The sequence below is a fragment of the Pseudomonas sp. S3_G06 genome (assembly GCF_054667565.1).
On record NZ_CP162738.1, the window covers coordinates 1,742,346 to 1,764,929 of the forward strand.

Consider the following 22,584-nt stretch of genomic DNA (forward strand, 5'->3'; position numbering starts at 1 on the left):
CCTGCTCGCGAAAGCGGTGTGTCAGCTACACATGCATCAGGCAAGGAAACGCAATATCGGTGCACCATCGAACGGGTCCGTCAGATAGTGCGCCCTGACGCCGAAAGTCGTCTGTAACCGCTCCGGCGTCAGCACGTGCAGCGGCTCGCCCAATGCCACCAGACGCCCGCGCTCCAACACCGCCAGGCGATCGCACTTGAGCGCCTGATTGAGATCGTGCAGGGCGATCAACGTCGTCACCGGCAGTGCGCGCACCACTTGCAGAATGCTCAACTGATGCTGGATATCGAGGTGGTTGGCCGGCTCGTCGAGCAGCAGGATCTGCGGGCGCTGGGCCAGTGCGCGGGCGATGTGCACGCGCTGGCGTTCGCCACCGGAGAGGCTGCGCCAGAGGCGGTTGCGCAGGTGCACGGCGTCGACGTCGACCAGCGCTTGCTCGACGATGGCGTCATCGGCCGGCGACCACGGTTGCAGCGCCGACAACCACGGCGTGCGCCCCAGCGCCACCGCGTCGAACACGCGAATGCCATCGTCGGTATCGGCCTGTTGCTCAACCACCGCGAGCGTCTGCGCGATGCTGCGCCGCGACATTTTGCCCAGCGCCTGACCGCCGAGCTGCACATGGCCCGCGCTCGGTTCGCGCAGGCCGGCGAGCAGTTTCAGCAGCGTGGATTTCCCCGAACCGTTCGGCCCGACAATGCCCAGGGTCTCGCCGCGCTGAACATCGAGACTGACACCATTGAGCAACTCGGCACCGCGCACTTTGAAGCCCACACCCGCACAACTTAAAACCGTGTTCATCGCGCCGATCTCCGGCCCACCAGAATCAGCGCGAACACCGGTGCGCCGACCAGCGCAGTGATCACGCCGACCGGGATCACCTGACCCTTGATCAGGGTGCGCGACAGCACATCGGCGGCAATCAGAAACACCGCACCGCCCAGCGCACTGGCGGGCAACAGACGCGCATGCCCCGTGCCGAGCAACAACCGCGCGGCATGGGGAATCACCAGACCGACAAAGCCGATCGAGCCGACAATCGACACCATCACCGCCGTCACCAGCGCGGCGCAGCCGATCAGCAGGATCTGCACTCGGCGCACGGCAATGCCGAGGGAGGCTGCCGAGTCCGCGCCAAAGGTGAACGCATCCAGCGCCCGGCGGTGCCACAGACAAACGACCAGCCCGAGCAAGGCCACTGGGACCGCCAGCCACACCGACGGCCAGCGCACGCCGCCGAGATTGCCGAGCAGCCAGAACATGATCCCGCGCGCTTGTTCGGAGCTGGCCGAGCGGGTGATCAGAAACGCGGTGAGGGCGTTGAACAATTGCGAACCGGCGATCCCGGCCAGAATGATCTGCCCGGTGCCGCTGGCCGAGCCGCTGACCCGCGCCAACAGGATCACCAGTACGAACGCGGTCACCGCGCCGGCAAAGGCACCGACCGACAATGAAATCGCCCCGGCGCCGACGCCAAGCAGGGCGACCATCACCGCGCCGGTCGAGGCACCCGCGGAAATCCCCAGCAGATACGGATCGGCCAGCGGATTGCGCAGCAGCGATTGCAGAATCACCCCGCACGTCGCCAGGCCGGCGCCGCAAGCCGCCGCGACCAGCGCGCGGGTCAGGCGATAGTTCCAGACGATACCTTCGTCGATCGGGTCGAGCACATAACCGGCGCTCCACAGCTTGTTGGCCAGCACCTGCAATACCACGCTCGGCTCGATCGAAGTCTCGCCAATAGCCACGCCGCCAATCAGCGCGACCGACAACGTCAACAGCACCAGCAGCAAACGGATCAGGCGTCTGCTCATGGCGACAGGTCGTAGCCGTTGATCGCGCTGGCCAGTTGTGCGAGGCCGTCGAAGGTGCGCAGGCTGGCCTGCATGTCCATGGCGTCTAGGATGATGATGCGGTTGTGCTTGACCGCGTCCATGTTGCGCGTCACCGGATCACTGCGCAGGAAGGCGAGTTTTTTCTGATAGTCGTCCGCCGGGAAACGCCGACGATCCATGCGCGCGATCACCAGAAATGTCGGGTTGGCCTTGGCGATGGTTTCCCAGCCGACGGTCGGCCATTCTTCATCCGACTCGACGACGTTGCGCACGCCGAGGGTGCTGAGCATGAAATCGGGAACGCCTTTGTGCCCGGCCACGAACGGCTCGATGTCCATCTCGGCGCTGGAGAACCACACAAGGGCGCTGACGTCTTTGCGCTGCTGCTTTTTCGCGGTGGCGATCGACTGCGCGAGGCTGGCTTTGAGCTGCTCATTGAGCTGCTCGCCACGCGCCTGCACATCGAAAATCGCTGCGAGCTGGCTCACGGCTTTGTAGATGCTGTCGATGCGAAACGGCGCCAGCCGCGTGCCGTCCGAGCCGACGAGGTTGTCCTTGGCTTCGCAATCGGAGGGCAGCAGATAGGTAGGAATCTTCAGTTCATGAAACTGCTCGCGAGTGCCGACCGCGCCTTGCGGGCCGACCATCCATTCCAGCTCGACGGCAACCAGCTCCGGGCGTTTAGCGATCACCGCTTCGAAACTCGGCTCGTTGTCGGCGAGGCGCTCGATCCTGTCGTTCTGCGCTTTGTATGTGCCCAGCACGTCGTTGAACCACAACGAGGTGCCGACGACTTTGTCGCCCAGGCCCAAGGCATAAAGCATTTCCGTACCGGCCTGGCCGATGGTCACCGTGCGCGCAGGCGCGTGCTGAAAGGTCAGGCTGCTGCCACAGTTTTCCACGGTCAGCGGATACGCAGTCGGCGACGCTTGCGCCAGGGCGCAAAGGCTCAGAGCGGTGAGCAGGGTGGCAACGCGGGGCAGCAGCATGGGGCAGTCTCCAGGGGAACCGTACGGGAGCGGGCGGGTACGGTTGGAAACACACCTCGGGCGCAGTCGTGGAAACTGCGCAAGGCCGGCACGGGGAAAATACGCGCGGCACGATGTCCTTCCCGGACACCCCGCCGGTTAGTCAGTCGCTGTGCCGGCAGGTCTCCTGACTGATGCGTCATCGCCACGCTCCGGCCTTCCCGGGGTTCACCCAGTGGCAGTCGAGGAGCAGGCTCGGCACCTACAGTTGCGGGGGCAGTTCCGATTGATGCTGTGCAAGCATTTCGGATTCCCTATTAATTCCGTGTGGAAACCGGCGGCGGCATGGTAGTCGATTTGCACGGTGGAGGGGGAGGCGAATCTGCCACAGCGTCGATTTTGTCGTCGGCATTGCAATCGGCCGTATGCACTGATTAATATACGTTCCATATACATTTCGTATCGGATACAAATATGGGCATCGTAAAAATTTCAGAGGACATGCACGAGAACCTGCGCATCTCCAGCAACGCCCTCAGCCGCTCGATCAACGCGCAGGCCGAGCACTGGATGCGCATCGGCATGCTCGCCGAGCTGCACCCCAACCTCGACCACAGCGCCATTTGCCGCCTGCTGATCCGCGCCGAACAGAACGGTGGCCTGGATCTGCAACAACTGACTCAGGAAGCCGTCAGCGCATGAGAAACCAGATCAAGATCAACACGCCGGCCGACATCGAAAAATCCCGCGCCGCCGGCAAACTCGCCGCCGAAGTACTGGCGATGCTGGTGCCGCATGTGAAGGCCGGGGTGACCACCGATGAGCTGGACCGGTTGTGCAACGACTACATCGTCAATGTGCAGAAAGCCGTGCCGGCCAACGTCGGTTATCACGGCTTTCCGAAAACCGTCTGCGCGTCGGTCAACGATGTGGTGTGCCACGGCATTCCATCGGGTACGCCATTGAAAGACGGCGACATCGTCAACCTCGACATCGCGGTGATCAAGGACGGCTGGTTCGGCGATACCAGTCGCATGTATGTGGTGGGCGAGGCGACTCCTGAAGCGCAGCACCTGATCAAGACCACTTACGACGCGATGTGCGCGGGCATTCGCGCAGTGAAACCGGGCGCAACGCTGGGCGATATCGGTCATGCGATCCAGAGCCTGGCGGAGGCGGAGGGCTTCAGCGTGGTGCGCGAGTACTGCGGCCATGGCATCGGCAAGGTCTATCACGACGAACCGCAAATCCTGCATTACGGCTTTCCCAATCAAGGGCTGAAGCTCAAGGCCGGGATGATTTTCACCGTGGAACCGATGCTCAATGCCGGCAAACGCCATGTGAAGAACATGCCAGACGGCTGGACCGTGCTGACCAAGGATGGCTCCTTGTCGGCGCAGTGGGAGCATATGGTCGCGGTGACGGAAAACGGGTTTGAAGTGCTGACGGCGTGGCCGGATCAGATTGAAGGGTATTCCCCGATCAATTGAACAATCCCGAACCTGTGGGAGCGAGCCTGCTCGCGAAAAGGTTGTGTCAGTCACCATTAATGTTGAGTGACACAGCGCATTCGCGAGCAGGCTCGCTCCCACAGGGGGATTTCAGTGGATTGGAAATCTAGTGAGCACCGGCAGCCTTGTTCAAATCGCTCTCGGTCCATTCGGTGTAAACACAAGCATCCGCCGTCGCCCAGCGCACCCGGACCGGATCGCCGGCCTTGAGCGGCATGCCTGCCGCCGACAGCGCTTTCACCGTCATCGACGTCCCGCCCGCAGTGACCACGCTGCACGTCTGGCTCTCACCGAGAAACAGCACCTCCACAACATTCGCCGATACCTCATTCCAACCCGCCGCCAGCGGCTCATCCAGCGCCTGCTGCGTGCTCAGCGCCAAGGCCTTTTCCGGACGCACCATCAGCAGCACATCCTGATCAGTGTGCAACCCGGACGTCAGCCGAATCGACAACAACTGCCCCTCGAAACTCGCTGCCGCATTGCCTTGCGCCTTGAGCTTGAGGAAGTTCGAATTGCCCAGAAACGACGCGACAAAGGCATTCGGCGGATTCTGGTAAAGGTCGTAACCACTGCCCAGACCAACGATTTTGCCGTGGCTGAAAATCGCGATGCGTTGCGACAGCCGCATGGCTTCTTCCTGGTCGTGGGTCACGTAAACGATGGTGATACCCAGGCGCCGGTGCAGCTGGCGCAGTTCATCCTGCAAGTCCTCGCGCAGCTTCTTGTCCAGCGCGCCCAGCGGTTCGTCCATCAGCAGGATGCGTGGCTCGTAAACCAGTGCCCTGGCGATGGCGACACGTTGTTGCTGACCGCCGGACAGTTGCGAAGGGCGGCGATGGGCGAACTGTTCGAGCTGCACCAGCTTCAACATCGCATCGACGCGTTTTTCACGCTCGGCGGCAGCCAGTTTACGGATCGCCAAAGGGAAGGCGATGTTGTCGCGCACCGACAGATGCGGGAACAGCGAATAGCGCTGGAAGACCATGCCGATGTCGCGCTTGTGCGGCGGCACGTTGACCAGCGACTGGCCGTTGACGAGGATCTCGCCGCTGCTCGGTGTTTCGAACCCGGCGAGCATCGACAGCGTCGTACTCTTGCCCGAGCCGCTGGAGCCGAGAAAGGTCAGGAATTCGCCGTCCTTGATGTCCAGCGAGATGTTATCGACGGCAGCAAAATCGCCGTAGTGCTTGTTCAGGTTGCGCAGGCTGACCAGGGGTTTGTCGCTCTGCTGGGATGCGTCTTTGATCACGGCACTCATGTCGTACTCCTGGGCGCTCAGGCGCTGATTTCGTTGCGCCGGCGCAGCGCGGCGGCGATCACCATGACCAATACCGACAGGCCGATCAGCAGCGTCGAAGCGACGGCGATCACCGGGGTCAGGTCTTGGCGCAGGGTGGTCCACATTTTCACGGGAAGGGTTTGCAGAGTCGGGCTTGCCATCATCACGCTGAGCACCACTTCGTCCCATGAAACGAGGAAGGCGAAGAGGGCGCCGGCGACCATCCCCGGGCGGATCGCCGGGAATGTCACCTTGAACACCGCTTGCAAGCGCGAGGCACCGCAGATCACCGCCGCGTCTTCAATCGACTGATCGAACAGCTTCAGCGAGTTGATGATCGAGATGATGGTGAACGGCAGCGCGACGATCACATGGCTGACGACGAAGGCGAACATGGTCCCGGTATAGCCGAGCTTGAGAAACAGCGCGTACACCGCCACGGCGATGATCACCAGCGGCACGATCATCGGCAGGGTGAACAGGCCGTAGAGCATCTCGCGGCCGGGAAAGCGCCCTCGCACCAGCGCAAACGCGGTCGGCAAACCGAGGGCCACGGCGCAGATCGTGGTCAGCACGGCAACCTTGAGGCTGGCGGCAGCGGCGTTCATCCAGTCGGGGTTGGAGAAAAACTGGCCGTACCATTTCAGCGTCCAGCCCGGTGGCGGGAACACCAGCCACTGCGAGGAGCCGAACGACAGCAGCACGATGAACACGATCGGCAACAGCAGGAACAGACCGATCAGCCCAGTCGTGGCGTAGAGGCCGAAACGCATGCGCCGGCTCATGGCATTGGGGGTCAGGAGCATGTCGGCTTACCTCGCGTTACTGGCGCCAACCGGGGATTCCGGTTGAAGCTTCAGGTAGAAGTAGAACAGCACCAGGGTGATTGCGATCAGCAACGCGGCGCCGGCACTGGCCAGGCCCCAGTTGAGGAACGATTGCACCTGCTGAATGATGAACTCCGGCAGCATCATGTTCTGTGCCCCGCCCAGCAAAGCGGGGGTGACGTAGTAACCGAGCGACATCACGAACACCATCAAACCGCCGGACGCCAGGCCCGGCCGGCACAGCGGCAGGAACACCCGGAAGAAGTTGGTCCACGGACTGGCGCCGCAGATCGAGCCGGCCTGCAGGATCATCGGGTCGATGGCCTGCATGGTTGCCTGCAACGGCAGCACGATGAACGGGATCATGATGTAGCTCATGCCGATCACCACGCCCGTGAGGTTGTGCACCATCTCCAGCGGTTGATCGATGATGCCCATCGCCATCAGCGCCTTGTTGATTACCCCCGAGGCTTGCAGCAACACCAGCCACGAATAGGTGCGGGCGAGCAGGCTGGTCCACATCGACAGCAACACGATATTGAGGATCCAGCGCCCCCAACCGCGCGGCACCAGGGTGATCGCCCAGGCCAGCGGAAAGCCCAGCAGCAGGCTGAACAGCGTCACCAGCCCGGCCACCGAAAAGGTGTTGAGCAGCACCCGCGCATAGGCCGAGTTGGCGAACAGTTGTTCGTAGTTGCCGAGACCCGGCACAGGTTCGAGCACGCCGCGCAACAGCAGGCCAATCAACGGCGCGAGAAAGAACAGGCCGAGGAACAGCAGCGCCGGAGCGAGGTTGCCGGCGCCGCGCCAGCGTTGCTTGAAAGCCGAACCGGCAGCGCCGGCGGCGCTCCCGGTGGCAGTGGAAGGACGAGGCGCAGTGGCCGCGATTTTCATTTGACCAGCCATTCGTTCCACCGTGTCGCGATAGCCGGACCGTTCTTGGCCCAGTAAGCGAAATCAAGGGTGATCTGATCCTTGGCGTAAGCCGTCGGCAGGTTGGGGGCCAGCGTCGAATCCAGACGCTCCACACTGTCGAGGTTGACCGGCGCGTAGGCGGTCAGGTTGGAGAAGTCGGCCTGGCCTTTGGCGCTGCTGGCATTGGCGAGGAACTTCATCGCCGCATCTTTGTTTTTCGAGCCTTTGGGGATGACCAGAATGTCGGCCATGACCAGGTTCTGCTTCCAACTCACGCCGACCGGTGCGCCGTCTTCCTGCAAGGCGTGCACACGGCCATTCCAGAACTGGCCCATGCTCGCTTCGCCGGACGCCAGCAGTTGCTGCGACTGCGCGCCGCCGCCCCACCAGACGATGTCTTTCTTGATGGTGTCGAGTTTCTTGAAGGCGCGATCCAGATCCAGCGGGTAGAGCTTGTCAGCCGCAACGCCGTCGGCCAGCAGCGCCAGTTCGAGCACGCCGGGGCTTGGCCATTTGTACAGGGCGCGTTTGCCGGGGTAGGTCTTGGTGTCGAACAGCGCGCTCCAGTCCTGCGGCTTGTTGGCGCCGAGCTTGCCTTCGTTGTAGCCGAGGACAAAGGAGAAGAAGAACGAACCGACGCCGTGATCGCTGACAAAGCGCGGGTCGATCCTGTCGCGCTGGATCACTTTGAAATCGAGGGGTTCGAGCAGGCCTTCGGCAGCGGCGCGCAGAGCGAAGTCGGCTTCGACATCGACTACGTCCCACTGCACGTTGCCGCTCTCGACCATGGCTTTGAGTTTGCCGTAGTCGGTGGGGCCGTCCTGGACGACGGTGATGCCGCTGGCCTTGCTGAACGGATCGGCCCAGGCCTGTTTCTGCGCATCCTGGGTGCTACCGCCCCAGCTGACAAAATTCACGCTTTCGGCAGCCATTGCAGCCTGGCCGGTAACGCTGAGCAGTCCCGCGAAAAAGATCGCGGTTGCAGCTTTGTTCAACACCATGTTCACGCCCTCATTGTTGTGTTTTTGAGCGGGCCTTGCGTTGTTGCCCGCCTGTCGGGAGCAGTAGCTGGACGGTTTTTTTGTTCGTCCGGTCTATGGAATATCATATTATGGTATTCCAAACTTTGTGCAAGCACTTTGCCTTACCGGTTATCTGGCGGATCTGTCTTTCCGGTCTTCATCCAAATGTGTAGCGAATGAAACTGTGGCGAGGGGATTTATCCCCGTTGGGCTGCGGAGCAGCCCTGAAAGCGGGACATGCGATATTTCTGGCGGATCGCGTTGGCAGGAATCGGGGCCGCTTCGCAGCCCGACGGGGATAAATCCCCTCGCCACAGGGGAGTATCGATAACAGGGTCATTCGGTGAACGGAATGCTCTCAACCACCTCAAGGTCATACCCGGTCAACCCCGCATACTTCAGCGGCGGACCGAGGTGGCGCAGCTTGCCAACCCCAAGGTTCTGCAGAATCTGCGCCCCAGTCCCGACTTCGGAATAAATCCGCGATTGCGAACGGCTGAACTGCCGTGGCGGTTGGGTCAGCTGCGGCACGCGTTCGAGCAAGGCCTGCGACGATTCATGATTGGCCAGCACCACCACAACCCCATGACCTTCCGCCGCGACCCGTTGCAGCGCCGCCCACAGCGTCCAGTTCGTCGGCCCGCTGTACTCGGCGCCGACCAGATCGCGCAGTGGATCGATCACATGCACGCGCACCAGGGTCGGCTCTTCACGGCGCAACTCGCCCATGACCATTGCCATGTGCACGCCGCCTTCGATGCGATCTTCGAAGGTGATCAAGCGGAACGTGCCATGCACCGTCGGCAGCTCACGTTCACCGATGCGTTCGATGGTGTGCTCGGTGCTCAGGCGGTAGTGGATCAGGTCGGCAATGGTGCCGATCTTGATCCCGTGCTTGCGCGCGAACTGCTCCAGATCCGGGCGGCGGGCCATGGTGCCGTCGTCGTTCATGACTTCGACAATCACCGAGGCCGGGGTGAAACCGGCGAGGCGCGCCAGATCGCAGCCGGCCTCGGTATGCCCGGCGCGGGTCAGCACGCCACCTTCCTTGGCGCGCAACGGAAAGATATGACCGGGCTGCACCAGGTCTTCGGCGCGGGCATTCGGCGCGACGGCGGCGGCAACGGTGCAGGCCCGGTCGGCGGCAGAAATGCCGGTAGTCACGCCAACCGCCGCTTCGATCGACACGGTAAATGCAGTGCTGAACACGCTGCCATTGGCGGGTACCATTTGCTCAAGGCCCAAGCGCTGACAATGTTCGTCGGTCAGGGTCAGGCAGATCAGCCCGCGCGCTTCGCGGGCCATGAAGCTGATAGCCTCCGGTGTGCAACGATCAGCGGCCAGCAGCAGGTCGCCTTCGTTCTCGCGGTCTTCGTCATCGACCAGCAGGACCATTTTGCCGAGGCGATAATCTTCGATGATTTCTTCGATGCTGTTGAAGGCCATGCTGGACTCTCAGGGTTCGTTGGAAATATATTGGTATACCATAATACAAAATCAACAAAGAGGTCACTATGAAGGCGTACTGGATTGCACATGTGGATATAGCCGATGCCGAGCACTACAGCCAATACACCCAGCGCACCCCGCAGGCGATTGCCGCATTCGGCGGCAAGTTCCTGGCCAGAGGCGGGCGCAGCGAAGCGATGGAAGGGCGGCAGACGCCACAGCGCACGGTGATCATCGAGTTTGAAAGCTACGAAACAGCCGTGGCGTGCTACCGCTCGGCGGCGTATCAGGAGGCGAAAAGTTATCGCGAAGAATGGGCGAAGGCGGAGATCATCATCGTTGAAGGCATCAACCCAATTTAAGCCACACTGATGATCGTTCCCACGCTCCGCGTGGGAATGCAGCCCGGGACGCTCTGCGTCCCATCCAGAGCCGAACGCGGAGCGTCCGTAGAGGCATTCCCACGCGGAGCGTGGGAACGATCAGGGGGAAGGTGATTTTTAGCGCATGAAATGGATCTTGCCGCTGTCATCATTGCCCATGTAAATCCCGTAAACGCCGGCCTGGCGCTCTTCGATATAGCGCTCGAGAATCTGCCGGATCGCCGGGTAGTAGATCTGCTCCCACGGAATCTCTTCAGGGGCGAAGAACTTGTAATCCATGGTCTCCGGCCCGTACTGCCCGGTGATCTCCAGGGCGATGGCGCGGAAGATGATGTACACCTCGCTGATCTTCGGCACGCTGAAGATCGAATACGGCGAGACGATTTCCGCGCGCACGCCGCTTTCTTCCCAGACTTCGCGCAGCGCCGCCTGCTCGGTGGTCTCAAAGCTTTCCATGAAACCGGCCGGCAGAGTCCAGGTGCCCGGGCGTGGTGGGATCGCCCGTTGGCACAGGAGATATTTGCCGTCCTGCTCAATGATGCAGCCGGCAATGATCTTCGGATTGACGTAGTGGATATAGCCGCAGCCGCGGCACATCAGGCGCTCGTGCGTATCACCCGGCGGCGTCTGCTGACCGAGGTCAGGGCCACCGCATTTCGGGCAAAAGCTCGGGCTGAACATGTCATTGACCTATGCGGGGTTCTTTCAGCGCGATCGGCAGGGTGATCGCCGGGGTGCCTTTGACGGCGACGCCGGTTTCTTCCTGTTTGCGCTTGAGGTAATCGAGGGCCACGGCGGCGGCCGCGCGGACGTGATCGACACACGCCTGATGCGCCGCCAGCGGATCGCCGCTCTTGATCGCCTCGACCATTTTTTCCATCTCGTGATTACTCGCGCCGCGTCGGTTCTCCTGGGACACCGAGGTCGCGCGCAGATAGCTGATGCGTGCCTGCAACTGACGCAATTGGGTGGCGGCGACATGGTTGCCCGAGCCTTCGAGCAGCACGTCGTAGAAGCCCTGCACCGAGTCGATGACCTGTTGCAGCTCGCCGTCCTTCAACGCTTTGCGGTTGTCATCGAGGGCTTTTTCCAGGGCTTTGATGTCCTTGGCTTTGGCGCGCAGGGTGAACAGTTGCACGATCAGGCCTTCGAGCACACAACGCAGTTCGTAGATATCGACGGCGTCGTCGAGGGTGATGATGGCTACGCGCGGGCCTTTGGCATCGGCGAATTCGACGAGACCTTCGGATTCAAGGTGACGCAAAGCTTCGCGCACCGAAGTGCGGCTGACGCCGAGACGATCGCACAGGTCGCGTTCGACCAGACGATCACCTGGCATGAGCTGGAAATTCATGATCGCGCTACGCAGTTTGTCCAGCACGATTTCGCGCAGGGTAACGGGGTTGCGATTGACCTTGAAGCTGTCGTCGAGTGGCTGGCGTTTCATGGGGTCCGCTCTTGAGCTTGGCTGTCCATGCCAGACGGGCATCAAAACAGCCGAGGGTTAACTGGAGGCCTCGGCGTCGGCTTCGGCAAAGGCTTCACGGGCCAGCCGGAAACTGTCCACGGCCGCCGGAACGCCGCAATAAATGCCGATCTGAAGCAGAATTTCGCGTATTTGCTCACGACTCAGGCCGTTACGCAAGGCGCCACGCACATGCAGCTTGAGTTCATGCGGGCGGTTGAGCGCCGAGATCATTGCCAGGTTGATCATGCTGCGCTCCTTGAGCGACAGACCCTCACGCCCCCAGACATGGCCCCAGCAGTATTCAGTGACCATTTCCTGCAGCGGGCGGGTGAAGTCGTCGGCGTTCTCGATCGAGCGCTGCACGTAGGCTTCGCCCAATACCTGGGTGCGGATTTTCAGACCTTTTTCATACTTCTCGTTACTCATCATTCCTCCTCACAACACAGATCCCCTTGTTGGAATGAACCCTGTGGTGAGGGGATTTATCCCCGACGGGGTGCGAAGCACCCCCAACACCTGCAACGCGATTTGCCAGATATTCCGCGCGCAATGGTTTTACGACTGCTTCGCAGCCGGTCGGGGATAAATCCCCTCACCACAATGGGTCGTTCCACAGTGGGAGTTGGGTGGGGCAATCAGGTCAAGGCGGGCAACGCGCCCAACTTGCCCTTGTGATAAATCATCGGCGTCACCGGTTGCTCGGGCAGGATCAGGTTCTTCACTGCGCCGACAATGATCGCGTGATCGCCGCCGTCGTATTCACGCCACAACCCGCACTCGATGATCGCCGTCGCCTTGGCCAGGATCGGGTTGCCCAAGTCGCTCAGGTGCCACTCGATGCCCTTGGCCTTTTCCTTGCCCTTGCCGGCGAACGCGTAGGCTTCGGCGGTCTGCTCGGCGGAGAGCAAATGGATGGCGAATTTTTTGCTGTCGCGCAGCACCGGGTAGGTGTCGGACGCATAGTTGGGGCAGAACAGCACCAGCGCCGGGTCGATCGACAGCGCGCTGAACGCGCTGGCGGTGATGCCGACGATGCCGCCGTCCGGGTCGAGGGTGGTGACCACCGTGACGCCGGACGGAAACGAGCTCATGACGTCTTTGTAAATGCCGGGTTCGATCATTTCGCAGGACTCCTAGCGCATCACAAACGGATCAGGCATTGGCGCCTGGGAGAGGTTGATCCACACCGTTTTCAGTTCGGTGTAGGCCAGCACCGAATCGATGCCGCTTTCGCGTCCATAGCCACTGTTCTTGAAGCCGCCGATCGGCGCCATCGCCGACACCGCGCGGTAAGTGTTGACCCAGATGATCCCCGAGCGCACATCGCGCGCCAGACGATGGGCGCGACCGAGGTCACGGGTCCAGATGCCGGCAGCGAGGCCGAACTGCGAGTCGTTGGCGATCGCCAGCGCTTCGGCTTCGTCTTTGAAACGAATCACCGAAGCCACCGGGCCGAAGACTTCTTCCTGCATGATCTTCATCGAATTGCGGTCGCACTCGAACAGCGTCGGCTCGTAGAACCAGCCTTCACCGAGATCCGCCGGACGCTTGCCGCCGGTGCGCAAACGCGCGCCTTCGGCGATCGCATCGGCGACCAGACCTTCGACCACCGCCAGTTGCTGCGCGGTGGCCATCGGGCCCATTTCACTGTTGTCTTCCTGTGGGTTGCCGATGCGGATGCGCTGGGCGCGCTCGACCAGACGATTGACGAATTCGTCGTAGATTTCGTCCTGCACCAGCAAGCGCGAACCGGACACGCAACTCTGCCCGGACGCCGCGTAGATGCCGGCAATCGCACCGTTGATCGCGCTGTCGAGATCGGCGTCGGCGAAGATGATATTCGGCGACTTGCCGCCCAGTTCCAGCGACAGCTTGGCGAAATTCTCGGCGCTGCTGCGCACTACATGCCGAGCCGTGGCCGCGCCGCCGGTGAAGGCGATCTTGCGGATCAGCGGATGACGGGTGAGGGCGGCGCCGGTGCTCGGGCCGTATCCGGTGACGACGTTGACCACGCCCGGCGGAATCCCGGCTTCGAGGGCCAGGCGTGCCAGCTCGAGAATGGTCGCCGAGGCGTGCTCGGACGGCTTGATCACAATCGTGTTGCCGGCGGCGAGGGCCGGGGCCAGTTTGATCGCGGTCAGGTACAGCGGGCTGTTCCATGGAATGATCGCGGCGACCACACCCATGGCTTCGTGCACGGTGTAGGCAAACAGATCCGGTTTATCCAGCGGCAGGGTGCCGCCTTCCAGTTTGTCAGCGAGGCCTGCGGTGTAGTGGAAGAACTCCGGCAGATAGCTGACCTGGCCACGGGTTTCGCGGATCAGCTTGCCGTTGTCGCGGCTTTCCAGCTGCGCCAGGTGTTCCTTGTTTTCTGCGATCAGATCACCGAGGCGGCGCAGCAGTTTGCCGCGCGCAGTGGCGGTCAGACCGCGCCAAGCCGGGCTGTCAAAAGCAGTTTGCGCTGCTTGCACGGCGCGTTCGACGTCCGCTTCATCGGCGTCGGGCAGTTCCGCCCAGGCTTGCGCGGAGGCCGGGTTGAGGCTTTCGAAGGTCTTGCCGGAGAGGGCGTCGACCCAGTCTCCGCCGATGCACATCTGGAAGCGTGCGAGTGTCATGCAACGATCCCCTTTATATGGTTTTGTCGAGAGTGTGCGAATTGGAGAAACTCCAGCAGCATCTGATTGACCAGACGCGGCGACTCTACCGGCATCATATGCCGTTGCTCGGGCAGCACGGCAACCTTCGCAGCGGGGATGCGTCGGGCCAGTTGCTCGGCCATTTCCGGCGTCGAGCCGGGGTCGAGTTCGCCGGTGGCGATCAGCGTCGGCGCCTGAATGCTGTTCAGGTCGTCGGCGCGGTACATGTCCTGGGTGGCGAACAATTCGTAGGTGGTCAGATAGCCCTGCGGATCGTTGTTGGCCAAAGTCTGGCGCAACGCGGCGATCTGCGCCGGGTTGGCCGCCTGATATTCACGGCTGAACCAGCGTGACAGGGCGGCTTCGGCATTGGCGTCCGGGCCGTGTTCGGCGGCCTGCGCAGTGCGCGCGATGACACCGGCACGCTGTTCTTCGCTGCGGTTGAACACGCTGTTCAACACCACCAGGCTTTGCAAGCGCTCCGGGTAATGCAGGGCGAAGGCCCGCGCGACCAGACCGCCCATGGAGAAACCGATCACCGCCGCCTGCGGCACGTTCAAGTGATCGAGCAGCTCGAGCAACTGATCAGCGTAACCGAGCAGGTCGGTGCCGCTCGCCGGGCGCGGGCTGGCGCCGTGGCCGAGCATGTCGTAGGCGATCACCTGGTACTGGCTGGCGAGGCCGACAATCTGCCCGCCCCACATTTCTTTGTTCAGGCCCACGCCGTGGATCAAAACCACGGGCTGGCCTTGGCCGGTCGCCAGGTAACTGGTGCCAGCCGGGGTGAGTTCAGCGGTGAGCCGAATCATGGAGCGCTCCTGCAATGCCTTTTTATTGTGATTACTGGGCTTTTTCGGCAGCCAGTTCTTCCAGATCGATGTAGCGGTTGCCGATGCGCGGGTGCAGGCGGCCACCGTCGGCGCAACCCAGCACGACGACGATTTCGTCAGCACGCGGCGCGTCTTCGATCTGCATTTCCAGGGTGATGTAGTGCGAACGCAGGCCTTCGTCGTCCTTGTGCATCATCGGGATCTGAATCGACGTGCCCGGACCGCCGCGCTTGTTGGTGAAGCTCAGGTAGCTCTTGGCTTTTACCGCTTCGCGATAGTGATTGCCGAAGCGCAGGGTGTGGATCACCGCCGACGCGTGCTCGATTTCGCCATCAGCGCCGACGACCGCCGCTTTGCCGTAGGCCTCGATCTTCTCGGCACCGCCGATGATCCCGACCAGACGCTCGACCATCATCGCGCCGAGGTCGGAGCAGTTGGCGCGGATCTGCGGCTTGAGGTCTTCGACAAAACCGTTGCCTACCCAAGGGTTCTTCATCACCACGGCGAGGCCGACCATGGTCACCGGCTTGTCAGTAGCCTTGCCGCCTTCGATGAAGGTTTCTTCGACATAGCTGACGATCTTGCGAATTTCGAAACTCATGAGCTGCTCCGTTGGGGGATTGAGAGTGTTTGTGCGTCTGATGGTATACCATAATACCGATCCTGCAAGTCCCTCTGATGAGATTTGCCTCATCACCCCGGCGAATGGTCATGTATTCAAATCCCGCACTCACCACCAACCCCTGTGGGAGCGAGCCTGCTCGCGAATGCGGCGTATCAGTCACCCTGTTTATTGGCTGACCCACCGCTTTCGCGAGCAGGCTCGCTCCCACAGGGGAAAATGATTGGTTACAGAGGGCCGCTTTCGGTTAACAAAAGATAACGCGGCGCCGATTGTCAGACATTTGCAAAGCCCGATAGGATGAGCCAGCTTCCGAAGGGGCTCTGGATTGCGGGTTTCAGGACTATGCTTCTGAAACGCCACTAGCCGAGCACCCTTGCGGCGCCCTTGAAGGCCCGATGGCCCAACAATAATAAATAGGGGAAGGTCTATGAGTCGTTGCCGCCCGCCGGCGTTACGCAACACCGCGTTGCTGGCCACAGCACTCTCACTGCTGGGCTTTGCCACGTTATCGGCACCCGTGATTGCCGCCGAGGCCCCGGCTGACGTGGTCTATGCCACCGAATCGGCCAAGGCCGCAAAAAGCCTGATTCTCGATGTCGTCCATGCCGGCGCGCGTCTGGTCGCGGTCGGCGATCGCGGGCACATCGTCTATTCCGATGACCAGGGCAAGACCTGGACCCAGGCCAAGGTGCCAACCCGGCAACTGCTCACCGCCGTGTATTTCGTCGACGACAAAAACGGTTGGGCCGTGGGACACGACGCACAGATTCTCGCCAGCGCAGACGGCGGTCTGACCTGGACCAAACAATTCGAAGACCTCGCACGCGAATCGCCGCTGCTCGACGTCTGGTTCAAGGACGCCAGCAGCGGCTTTGCCGTGGGCGCCTACGGCACGCTGCTGGAAACCACCGACGGCGGCAAGCACTGGGAAGACGTCAGCGATCGCCTCGACAACGAAGACCAGTTCCACCTCAACGCCATCGCCGCCGTGAAAGACGCCGGGCTGTTCATCGTCGGCGAGTCCGGCAGCATGTTCCGCTCCGCCGATGACGGCCAGACCTGGGAAAAGCTTGAAGGCCCGTACGAAGGTTCGCTGTTCGGCGTGATCGGCACGGCGCAGCCGCAGACCCTGCTGGCGTACGGCTTGCGCGGCAATCTTTATCGCTCCACTGATTTCGGCAGCAATTGGGAGCAGGTCGAACTCAAAGCCGCACGCGGTGCGCTGGAGTTCGGCCTGTCCGGCGGCACGCTGCTGGAAGACGGCTCGATCGTCATCGTCGGCAACGGCGGCTCGGTGATCAGCAGCAGCGACAACGGCGAAACCTTCAGCGTGTTCAACCGTCCGGATCGCATTTCGCTGTCGTCGGTCACCGCCGCCGGCAACGGCAACCTGATTCTGACCGGGCAGGGTGGCTTGCACATCACCCAGCCAAACGGTGCCGAGACCAATAACAAGAAGGCGGGGCTATGACTTCCTTGATCACTCCTCAGCAGGAAAAGGCGACGGTTCTTGAGCGCCTGATCTTCAACAATCGCCCGGCCGTGATCCTGATCTGCCTGGTGGTGAGCATTTTCCTGTTCTGGCAGGCCACGCTGATTCGGCCGTCGACCAGTTTTGAAAAAATGATCCCGCTGCAGCATCCCTTCATCGAAAAGATGATGGAGCACCGCAACGATCTGGCGAACCTGGGCAACACCGTGCGTATTTCGGTGGAGGCCACCGACGGCGACATCTTCTCCAAGGAGTACATGGAGACCCTGCGCCAGATCAACGACGAAGTGTTCTACATTTCCGGCGTCGATCGTTCCGGCCTCAAATCGCTGTGGAGCCCGAGCGTACGCTGGACCGAAGTGACCGAAGAGGGTTTCGCCGGCGGTGAAGTGATTCCGCAGAGCTACAACGGCTCCCAGGACAGCCTCGATCTGCTGCGCAACAACGTGCTCAAGTCCGGCCAGGTCGGGCGTTTGGTGGCCAACGACTTCAAGTCGAGCATCGTCGACATCCCGCTGCTGGAGGCCTATCCGGACCCGCAGGATCAGGGTAAGTTGCTGGCGCTGGACTATCGCCAGTTCTCCCATGAGCTCGAAGACAAGATCCGCAACAAGTTCGAAGCGCAGAACCCCAACATCAAGATCCACATCGTCGGTTTCGCCAAGAAAGTCGGTGACCTGATCGACGGTCTGGTGATGGTGGTGCTGTTCTTCGGGGTCGCCTTCGTCATCACCCTGATTCTGCTGCTGTGGTTCACCAACTGCCTGCGCAGCACCATTGCGGTGTTGAGCACGACGCTGGTGGCGGTGGTCTGGCAACTGGGGTTGATGCACTTCTTCGGCTTCGGGCTCGACCCGTATTCGATGCTGGTGCCGTTCCTGATTTTTGCCATCGGCATTTCCCACGGCGTGCAGAAGATCAACGGTATCGCCCTGCAATCCAGCGAGGCCGATAACGCCCTGACCGCTGCACGACGCACCTTCCGCCAGTTGTTCCTGCCGGGGATGATCGCGATTCTGGCCGATGCGGTGGGCTTCATTACCCTGCTGATCATCGACATCGGCGTGATCCGTGAACTGGCCATCGGCGCGTCCATCGGCGTCGCGGTGATCGTGTTCACCAACCTGATCCTGCTGCCGGTGGCGATTTCCTATGTCGGCATCAGCAAGCGCGCGATTGCCAAGAGCAAGAAAGATGCGAACCGTGAACACCCGTTCTGGCGCCTGCTGTCGAACTTCGCCAGCCCGAAAGTCGCGCCGATTTCGGTAGCCTTGGCTCTGATCGCCTTCGGTGGCGGCCTCTGGTACAGCCAGAACCTGAAGATCGGCGACCTCGACCAGGGCGCGCCGGAACTGCGTCCGGACTCGCGCTACAACAAGGACAACAACTTCATCATCAGCAACTACTCGACCAGCTCCGACGTGCTGGTGGTGATGGTCAAGACCAAGGCCGAAGGCTGCTCGCGCTACGAAGCCATGGCGCCGATCGATCAGTTGATGTGGAAGATGCAGAACACCGAGGGCGTGCAGTCGGCGATCTCGCTGGTGACGGTGTCCAAGCAGATGATCAAGGGCATGAACGAGGGCAACCTGAAATGGGAAACCCTGTCGCGCAACCCGGACGTACTGAATAACTCGATCGCCCGTGCCGACGGCCTGTACAACAACAGCTGCTCGCTGGCGCCAGTGCTGGTTTTCCTCAACGACCACAAGGCTGAAACCCTCGACCGTGCGGTAAGTGCGGTGCAGGAATTCGCCAAGGAGAACAACAAGGACGGCCTGGAATTCATCCTCGCCGCCGGTAACGCCGGGATCGAAGCGGCCACCAACGAAGTGATCAAACAGGCTGAGCTGACCATCCTGATCCTGGTGTACATCTGCGTGGCGGTGATGTGCATGATCACCTTCCGCTCGTGGGCGGCGACGCTGTGCATCGTCCTGCCGCTGGTGCTGACCTCGGTACTCGGCAACGCGCTGATGGCGTTCATGGGCATCGGCGTGAAGGTTGCGACCTTGCCGGTGGTGGCGTTGGGCGTGGGGATCGGCGTGGACTACGGCATCTACATCTACAGCCGCCTCGAGAGTTTCCTGCGTGCCGGGCTGCCGTTGCAGGAAGCCTATTACCAGACCCTGAAGTCGACCGGTAAAGCGGTGCTGTTCACCGGCCTGTGCCTGGCGATCGGCGTATGCACCTGGATCTTCTCGGCGATCAAGTTCCAGGCCGACATGGGCCTGATGCTGACCTTCATGCTGCTGTGGAACATGTTCGGTGCGCTGTGGCTGCTGCCAGCGCTGGCCAAGTTCCTGATCAAGCCTGAAAAGCTGGCAGGGCAGAAGGGCAATTCGCTGTTTGCTCACTGATCTGACAGGCTGAAACGACAAAGCCGCAACCTTGAGGGGTTGCGGCTTTTTCATTTTTGAACCAGGTGCCGATTCCCTGTGGGAGCGAGCCTGCTCGCGAAGGCAGAGTGTCAGACAGCACAAATGTCACAGGCAGACCGCTTTCGCGAGCAGGCTCGCTCCCACAGGCCGATCTTCAGCGCTAAGTGAGCTCAGTACCCAGCACAACACTCAACGCACTGCGCGCATCATCCAGCTGCACCAGCGTCGCATGCCTTGCACCCAGCGCATCGCGATTTTCAATGGCAGTCAGAATCGCCTTATGCCTCGGCAGCGCCAGTTCATGCAGATTCGGCCGCTGATTGGAATGCTTCAACGCCTCGGCGATCGCTACCGCCAACATGTTGCACAGGTTCGCCAGCAGGTCGTTGTGCGTCGCATCGGCGATGCGGCTGTGGAAGTCCAAGTCCGGCTGCAACAGCGCTTCCGGGGTCGGCGCGGCTTCCATGCGTTGGTAGGCTTCGTTGATCGCGGCGATGTCGGCATCAGTCGCATGCTGAGCGGCGAGGGCGGCCGCTGCGGGTTCGATGATGCTGCGCACGCTGGTCAGCACGTTGAAGAATTCATTCTGCGGGCTGCTTTGCATCAGCCAGTGCAGCACGTCCGGGTCGAGCATGTGCCATTCGCGGCGGGCCTTGACCACTGTGCCGACGCGCGGTTTGGAATACACCAGCCCCTTGGCCACCAGCACTCGGGTGGCCTCGCGCAACACCGGCCGACTGACCGCGTACTCCTCGCAAAGCAGGGCTTCGGCGGGCAGTTTGTCGTCGGGCAAAAAGCGTCCGGAGACGATCTGCATGCCCAGTTCCTGGACGATGCGCGAGTGCATGCTTTTACGGTCGGAAGGTTTGCGGTAATCCATGGGGAGTGGCGCGATCCTGAGCGATGGAGATGCCGCGCATCATAGCAGGCACGGCACAATCTTGAGGTAGGCAATGATCGTTCCCACGCTCTGCGTGGGAATGCCTCAAGGGACGCTCCGCGTTCCAGCTCTGAAAGGGACGCGGAGCGTCCCGGGCTGCATTCCCACGCGGAGCGTAGGAACGATCAGTGGGGTGTTAATGGGAGTGACGCGGAACCTCGGCACCTCGGCAGCCCACCAGGAAGTCAAAGTCGCAACCCTGATCCGCCTGCAGCACGTGGTCGATGTACAGCTGACGATAACCGCCCACCAACAACTGCTGCGGCGCTTGCAGATCGGCCATGCGCGCGGCCAGTTCCGCGTCCGGAATGTCCAGATGCAAACGGCCGCTGGCGCAATCGAGCTCGATCCAGTCGCCTTCCTTTACTGCCGCCAAAGGCCCGCCGGCTGCGGCTTCCGGGGCGACGTGCAAAACCACCGTGCCGTATGCGGTGCCGCTCATGCGTGCATCGGAAATACGCACCATGTCGGTCACGCCTTCTGCCAACAGCTTGGCCGGCAGGCCCATGTTGCCGACTTCGGCCATGCCCGGATAACCCTTCGGCCCGCAGTTCTTCATTACCAGAATCGAATCCTTATCGACGTCCAGCTCCGGATCGTTGATCCGCGCCTTGTACATGTCGAAGTTCTCGAACACCACCGCGCGACCGCGATGCTGCATCAGTTCAGCAGTGGCGGCGGACGGCTTGAGCACCGCGCCCAACGGCGCCAGATTGCCGCGCAACACGCAGATGCCGCCGTCAGCGCGAATCGGATTGTCGAGGGTGCGGATCACTTGGTCTTCGCCGTAGATCGGCGCGTCCTTGGTGTTTTCGCCGATGGACTTGCCGTTGACCGTCAGTGCGTTCGGGTTGGGGATCAGATTGGCTTCACCGAGGCGACGCAGTACCGCTGGCAAGCCACCGGCGTAGTAGAACTCTTCCATCAGGAAACGCCCGGACGGTTGCAGGTCGACGATGGTCGGCATGCCGCGACCGATGCGGGTCCAGTCGTCCAGGTCCAGCTCGACGCCGATGCGTCCGGCGATGGCTTTCAAGTGGATCACGGCGTTGGTCGAACCGCCGATGGCAGCGTTGACACGAATAGCGTTTTCGAAGGCCTCCTTGGTGAGGATCTTCGACAGTTTCAGGTCTTCACGCACCATCTCCACCGCACGCATGCCGGACATGTGCGCCAGCACATAACGGCGCGCGTCTACGGCCGGAATCGCGGCGTTGTGCGGCAGCGAAGTGCCCAGCGCTTCCGCCATGCAGGCCATGGTCGACGCGGTGCCCATGGTGTTGCAGGTGCCCGCCGAACGCGACATGCCGCCCTCGGCTGCGAGGAAGTCATCGATGGTGATGGTGCCGGCCTTGACCTGTTCGCTGAGCTGCCAGACCACGGTGCCCGAGCCGATGTCCTTGCCCTTGTGCTTGCCGTTGAGCATCGGGCCGCCGGTGACGACGATGGCCGGCACGTCGCAACTGGCCGCGCCCATCAGCAGTGCTGGAGTGGTTTTGTCGCAACCGGTGAGCAGCACGACGCCGTCGATCGGGTTGCCGCGAATCGCTTCTTCAACGTCCATGCTCGCCAGGTTGCGGGTGAGCATGGCAGTCGGGCGCAGGTTCGATTCGCCGTTGGAGAACACCGGAAACTCCACCGGAAAACCACCGGCCTCGATCACCCCGCGTTTGACGTGCTCCGCGATCTGGCGGAAGTGCGCGTTGCACGGGGTCAGTTCCGACCAGGTATTGCAGATGCCGATGATCGGCTTGCCGTGGAACTGATGGTCGGCGATGCCCTGATTCTTCATCCAGCTGCGGTACATGAAGCCGTTCTTGTCGGCCGTGCCAAACCATTGGGCGGAGCGCAGGGTGGGTTTCTTATCAGACATGATCGATTCTCTTATTGTAAGACTATTGTTTGCGAGCTGACGCTTAATCTAAGCTCAAAATCCGCGCTTTGGAAGTGTTGTTGGGTAATTAGTATTACTATATAGTCGTTTTCGACGGAGGGATGGCCCTGGCTGTTTTGGCGAGAG

At 61.5% G+C, this 22,584-nt stretch carries 21 protein-coding genes, 1 pseudogene and 1 riboswitch; of the genes and pseudogenes, 5 read left to right on the forward strand and 17 right to left on the reverse strand.

Annotated elements, in window-relative coordinates; genetic code table 11:
- Positions 1-36: 36 nt before the first annotated feature.
- The 3 genes and pseudogenes from AB4N47_RS08055 to AB4N47_RS08065 form a co-directional block, all read right to left on the reverse strand.
- Positions 37-705 (reverse strand): annotated as a pseudogene (locus AB4N47_RS08055) (ABC transporter ATP-binding protein); the annotation flags it as partial.
- A gap of 92 nt (positions 706-797) precedes the next feature.
- On the reverse strand, positions 798-1,814 hold the full coding sequence (locus AB4N47_RS08060; RefSeq protein ID WP_445941180.1) for a FecCD family ABC transporter permease: 1,017 nt from the start codon (positions 1,812-1,814) through the stop codon (positions 798-800).
- Entirely contained in the window at positions 1,811-2,824 is a 1,014-nt protein-coding gene (locus AB4N47_RS08065) for an ABC transporter substrate-binding protein (RefSeq protein WP_341637284.1), read from the reverse strand. The genes AB4N47_RS08060 and AB4N47_RS08065 overlap by 4 nt, the downstream gene beginning before the upstream one ends.
- Before the next feature lie 139 nt (positions 2,825-2,963).
- A riboswitch (cobalamin riboswitch) is annotated at positions 2,964-3,157 on the reverse strand.
- Between the two features lie 120 nt (positions 3,158-3,277).
- On the opposite strand from AB4N47_RS08065, the gene AB4N47_RS08070 reads away from it, so the two are divergent.
- The gene (locus tag AB4N47_RS08070) at positions 3,278-3,505 is read left to right on the forward strand and encodes a ParD-like family protein (protein ID WP_007918027.1); all 228 of its coding nucleotides are present in this window, start codon (positions 3,278-3,280) and stop codon (positions 3,503-3,505) included.
- A complete protein-coding gene (gene map, locus AB4N47_RS08075) occupies positions 3,502-4,293 on the forward strand; it encodes a type I methionyl aminopeptidase (RefSeq protein ID WP_341637285.1) in 792 nt (263 codons plus the stop codon). Before AB4N47_RS08070 ends, map begins: the two co-directional genes overlap by 4 nt.
- Positions 4,294-4,420: 127 nt before the next feature.
- On the opposite strand, the gene AB4N47_RS08080 is transcribed toward map, so the two are convergent.
- From AB4N47_RS08080 to ribBA, 5 genes are all read right to left on the reverse strand, one after another.
- Positions 4,421-5,575: an ABC transporter ATP-binding protein gene (locus tag AB4N47_RS08080; protein ID WP_282386921.1), complete on the reverse strand. Its 1,155-nt coding sequence runs from the start codon at positions 5,573-5,575 to the stop codon at positions 4,421-4,423.
- Positions 5,576-5,592: 17 nt separating this feature from the next.
- Entirely contained in the window at positions 5,593-6,402 is an 810-nt protein-coding gene (locus AB4N47_RS08085) for an ABC transporter permease (RefSeq protein WP_007918021.1), read from the reverse strand.
- Between the two features lie 6 nt (positions 6,403-6,408).
- On the reverse strand, positions 6,409-7,317 hold the full coding sequence (locus AB4N47_RS08090; RefSeq protein ID WP_341637539.1) for an ABC transporter permease: 909 nt from the start codon (positions 7,315-7,317) through the stop codon (positions 6,409-6,411).
- Positions 7,314-8,339, reverse strand: coding sequence for an ABC transporter substrate-binding protein (locus AB4N47_RS08095; RefSeq protein ID WP_016775018.1), 1,026 nt, complete (start codon positions 8,337-8,339; stop codon positions 7,314-7,316). Before AB4N47_RS08095 ends, AB4N47_RS08090 begins: the two co-directional genes overlap by 4 nt.
- 357 nt (positions 8,340-8,696) lie before the next feature.
- Positions 8,697-9,806: a bifunctional 3,4-dihydroxy-2-butanone-4-phosphate synthase/GTP cyclohydrolase II gene (gene ribBA, locus AB4N47_RS08100; RefSeq protein WP_122698098.1), complete on the reverse strand. Its 1,110-nt coding sequence runs from the start codon at positions 9,804-9,806 to the stop codon at positions 8,697-8,699.
- Positions 9,807-9,874: 68 nt separating this feature from the next.
- Between ribBA and AB4N47_RS08105 the strand changes: the two genes are divergently transcribed.
- On the forward strand, positions 9,875-10,171 hold the full coding sequence (locus AB4N47_RS08105) for a DUF1330 domain-containing protein (RefSeq protein ID WP_341637286.1): 297 nt from the start codon (positions 9,875-9,877) through the stop codon (positions 10,169-10,171).
- Positions 10,172-10,309: 138 nt separating this feature from the next.
- Here the strand turns inward: AB4N47_RS08105 and AB4N47_RS08110 are convergent, their stop codons facing one another.
- From AB4N47_RS08110 to AB4N47_RS08140, 7 genes are all read right to left on the reverse strand, one after another.
- Positions 10,310-10,873, reverse strand: coding sequence for an NUDIX hydrolase (locus AB4N47_RS08110; RefSeq protein WP_016775015.1), 564 nt, complete (start codon positions 10,871-10,873; stop codon positions 10,310-10,312).
- 1 nt (position 10,874) lies between these two features.
- Positions 10,875-11,639: a GntR family transcriptional regulator gene (locus tag AB4N47_RS08115; protein ID WP_016775014.1), complete on the reverse strand. Its 765-nt coding sequence runs from the start codon at positions 11,637-11,639 to the stop codon at positions 10,875-10,877.
- A 57-nt stretch (positions 11,640-11,696) separates the two neighbouring features.
- Positions 11,697-12,086 carry a carboxymuconolactone decarboxylase family protein gene (locus tag AB4N47_RS08120; protein ID WP_460154456.1) on the reverse strand — a complete coding sequence of 130 codons (390 nt, stop codon included), beginning with the start codon at positions 12,084-12,086 and terminating at the stop codon, positions 11,697-11,699.
- Positions 12,087-12,295: 209 nt separating this feature from the next.
- Positions 12,296-12,781: a flavin reductase family protein gene (locus AB4N47_RS08125; RefSeq protein ID WP_341637288.1), complete on the reverse strand. Its 486-nt coding sequence runs from the start codon at positions 12,779-12,781 to the stop codon at positions 12,296-12,298.
- Between the two features lie 12 nt (positions 12,782-12,793).
- Positions 12,794-14,275 carry an aldehyde dehydrogenase gene (locus AB4N47_RS08130; RefSeq protein ID WP_125927343.1) on the reverse strand — a complete coding sequence of 494 codons (1,482 nt, stop codon included), beginning with the start codon at positions 14,273-14,275 and terminating at the stop codon, positions 12,794-12,796.
- Positions 14,272-15,105 carry an alpha/beta fold hydrolase gene (locus tag AB4N47_RS08135; protein WP_341637289.1) on the reverse strand — a complete coding sequence of 278 codons (834 nt, stop codon included), beginning with the start codon at positions 15,103-15,105 and terminating at the stop codon, positions 14,272-14,274. Before AB4N47_RS08135 ends, AB4N47_RS08130 begins: the two co-directional genes overlap by 4 nt.
- A 31-nt stretch (positions 15,106-15,136) precedes the next feature.
- Positions 15,137-15,727 carry an amino acid synthesis family protein gene (locus AB4N47_RS08140; protein ID WP_007968626.1) on the reverse strand — a complete coding sequence of 197 codons (591 nt, stop codon included), beginning with the start codon at positions 15,725-15,727 and terminating at the stop codon, positions 15,137-15,139.
- A 451-nt stretch (positions 15,728-16,178) separates the two neighbouring features.
- Between AB4N47_RS08140 and AB4N47_RS08145 the strand changes: the two genes are divergently transcribed.
- The gene (locus tag AB4N47_RS08145; RefSeq protein ID WP_016775010.1) at positions 16,179-17,222 is read left to right on the forward strand and encodes a WD40/YVTN/BNR-like repeat-containing protein; all 1,044 of its coding nucleotides are present in this window, start codon (positions 16,179-16,181) and stop codon (positions 17,220-17,222) included.
- The gene (locus AB4N47_RS08150) at positions 17,219-19,603 is read left to right on the forward strand and encodes an efflux RND transporter permease subunit (protein WP_137214977.1); all 2,385 of its coding nucleotides are present in this window, start codon (positions 17,219-17,221) and stop codon (positions 19,601-19,603) included. Before AB4N47_RS08145 ends, AB4N47_RS08150 begins: the two co-directional genes overlap by 4 nt.
- 181 nt (positions 19,604-19,784) lie before the next feature.
- Here the strand turns inward: AB4N47_RS08150 and AB4N47_RS08155 are convergent, their stop codons facing one another.
- The gene (locus AB4N47_RS08155; protein ID WP_341637291.1) at positions 19,785-20,504 is read right to left on the reverse strand and encodes a FadR/GntR family transcriptional regulator; all 720 of its coding nucleotides are present in this window, start codon (positions 20,502-20,504) and stop codon (positions 19,785-19,787) included.
- Between the two features lie 196 nt (positions 20,505-20,700).
- Positions 20,701-22,437, reverse strand: a complete 1,737-nt coding sequence (locus tag AB4N47_RS08160; RefSeq protein WP_024013184.1) for an IlvD/Edd family dehydratase — start codon at positions 22,435-22,437, stop codon at positions 20,701-20,703.
- Positions 22,438-22,584 lie beyond the last annotated feature (147 nt).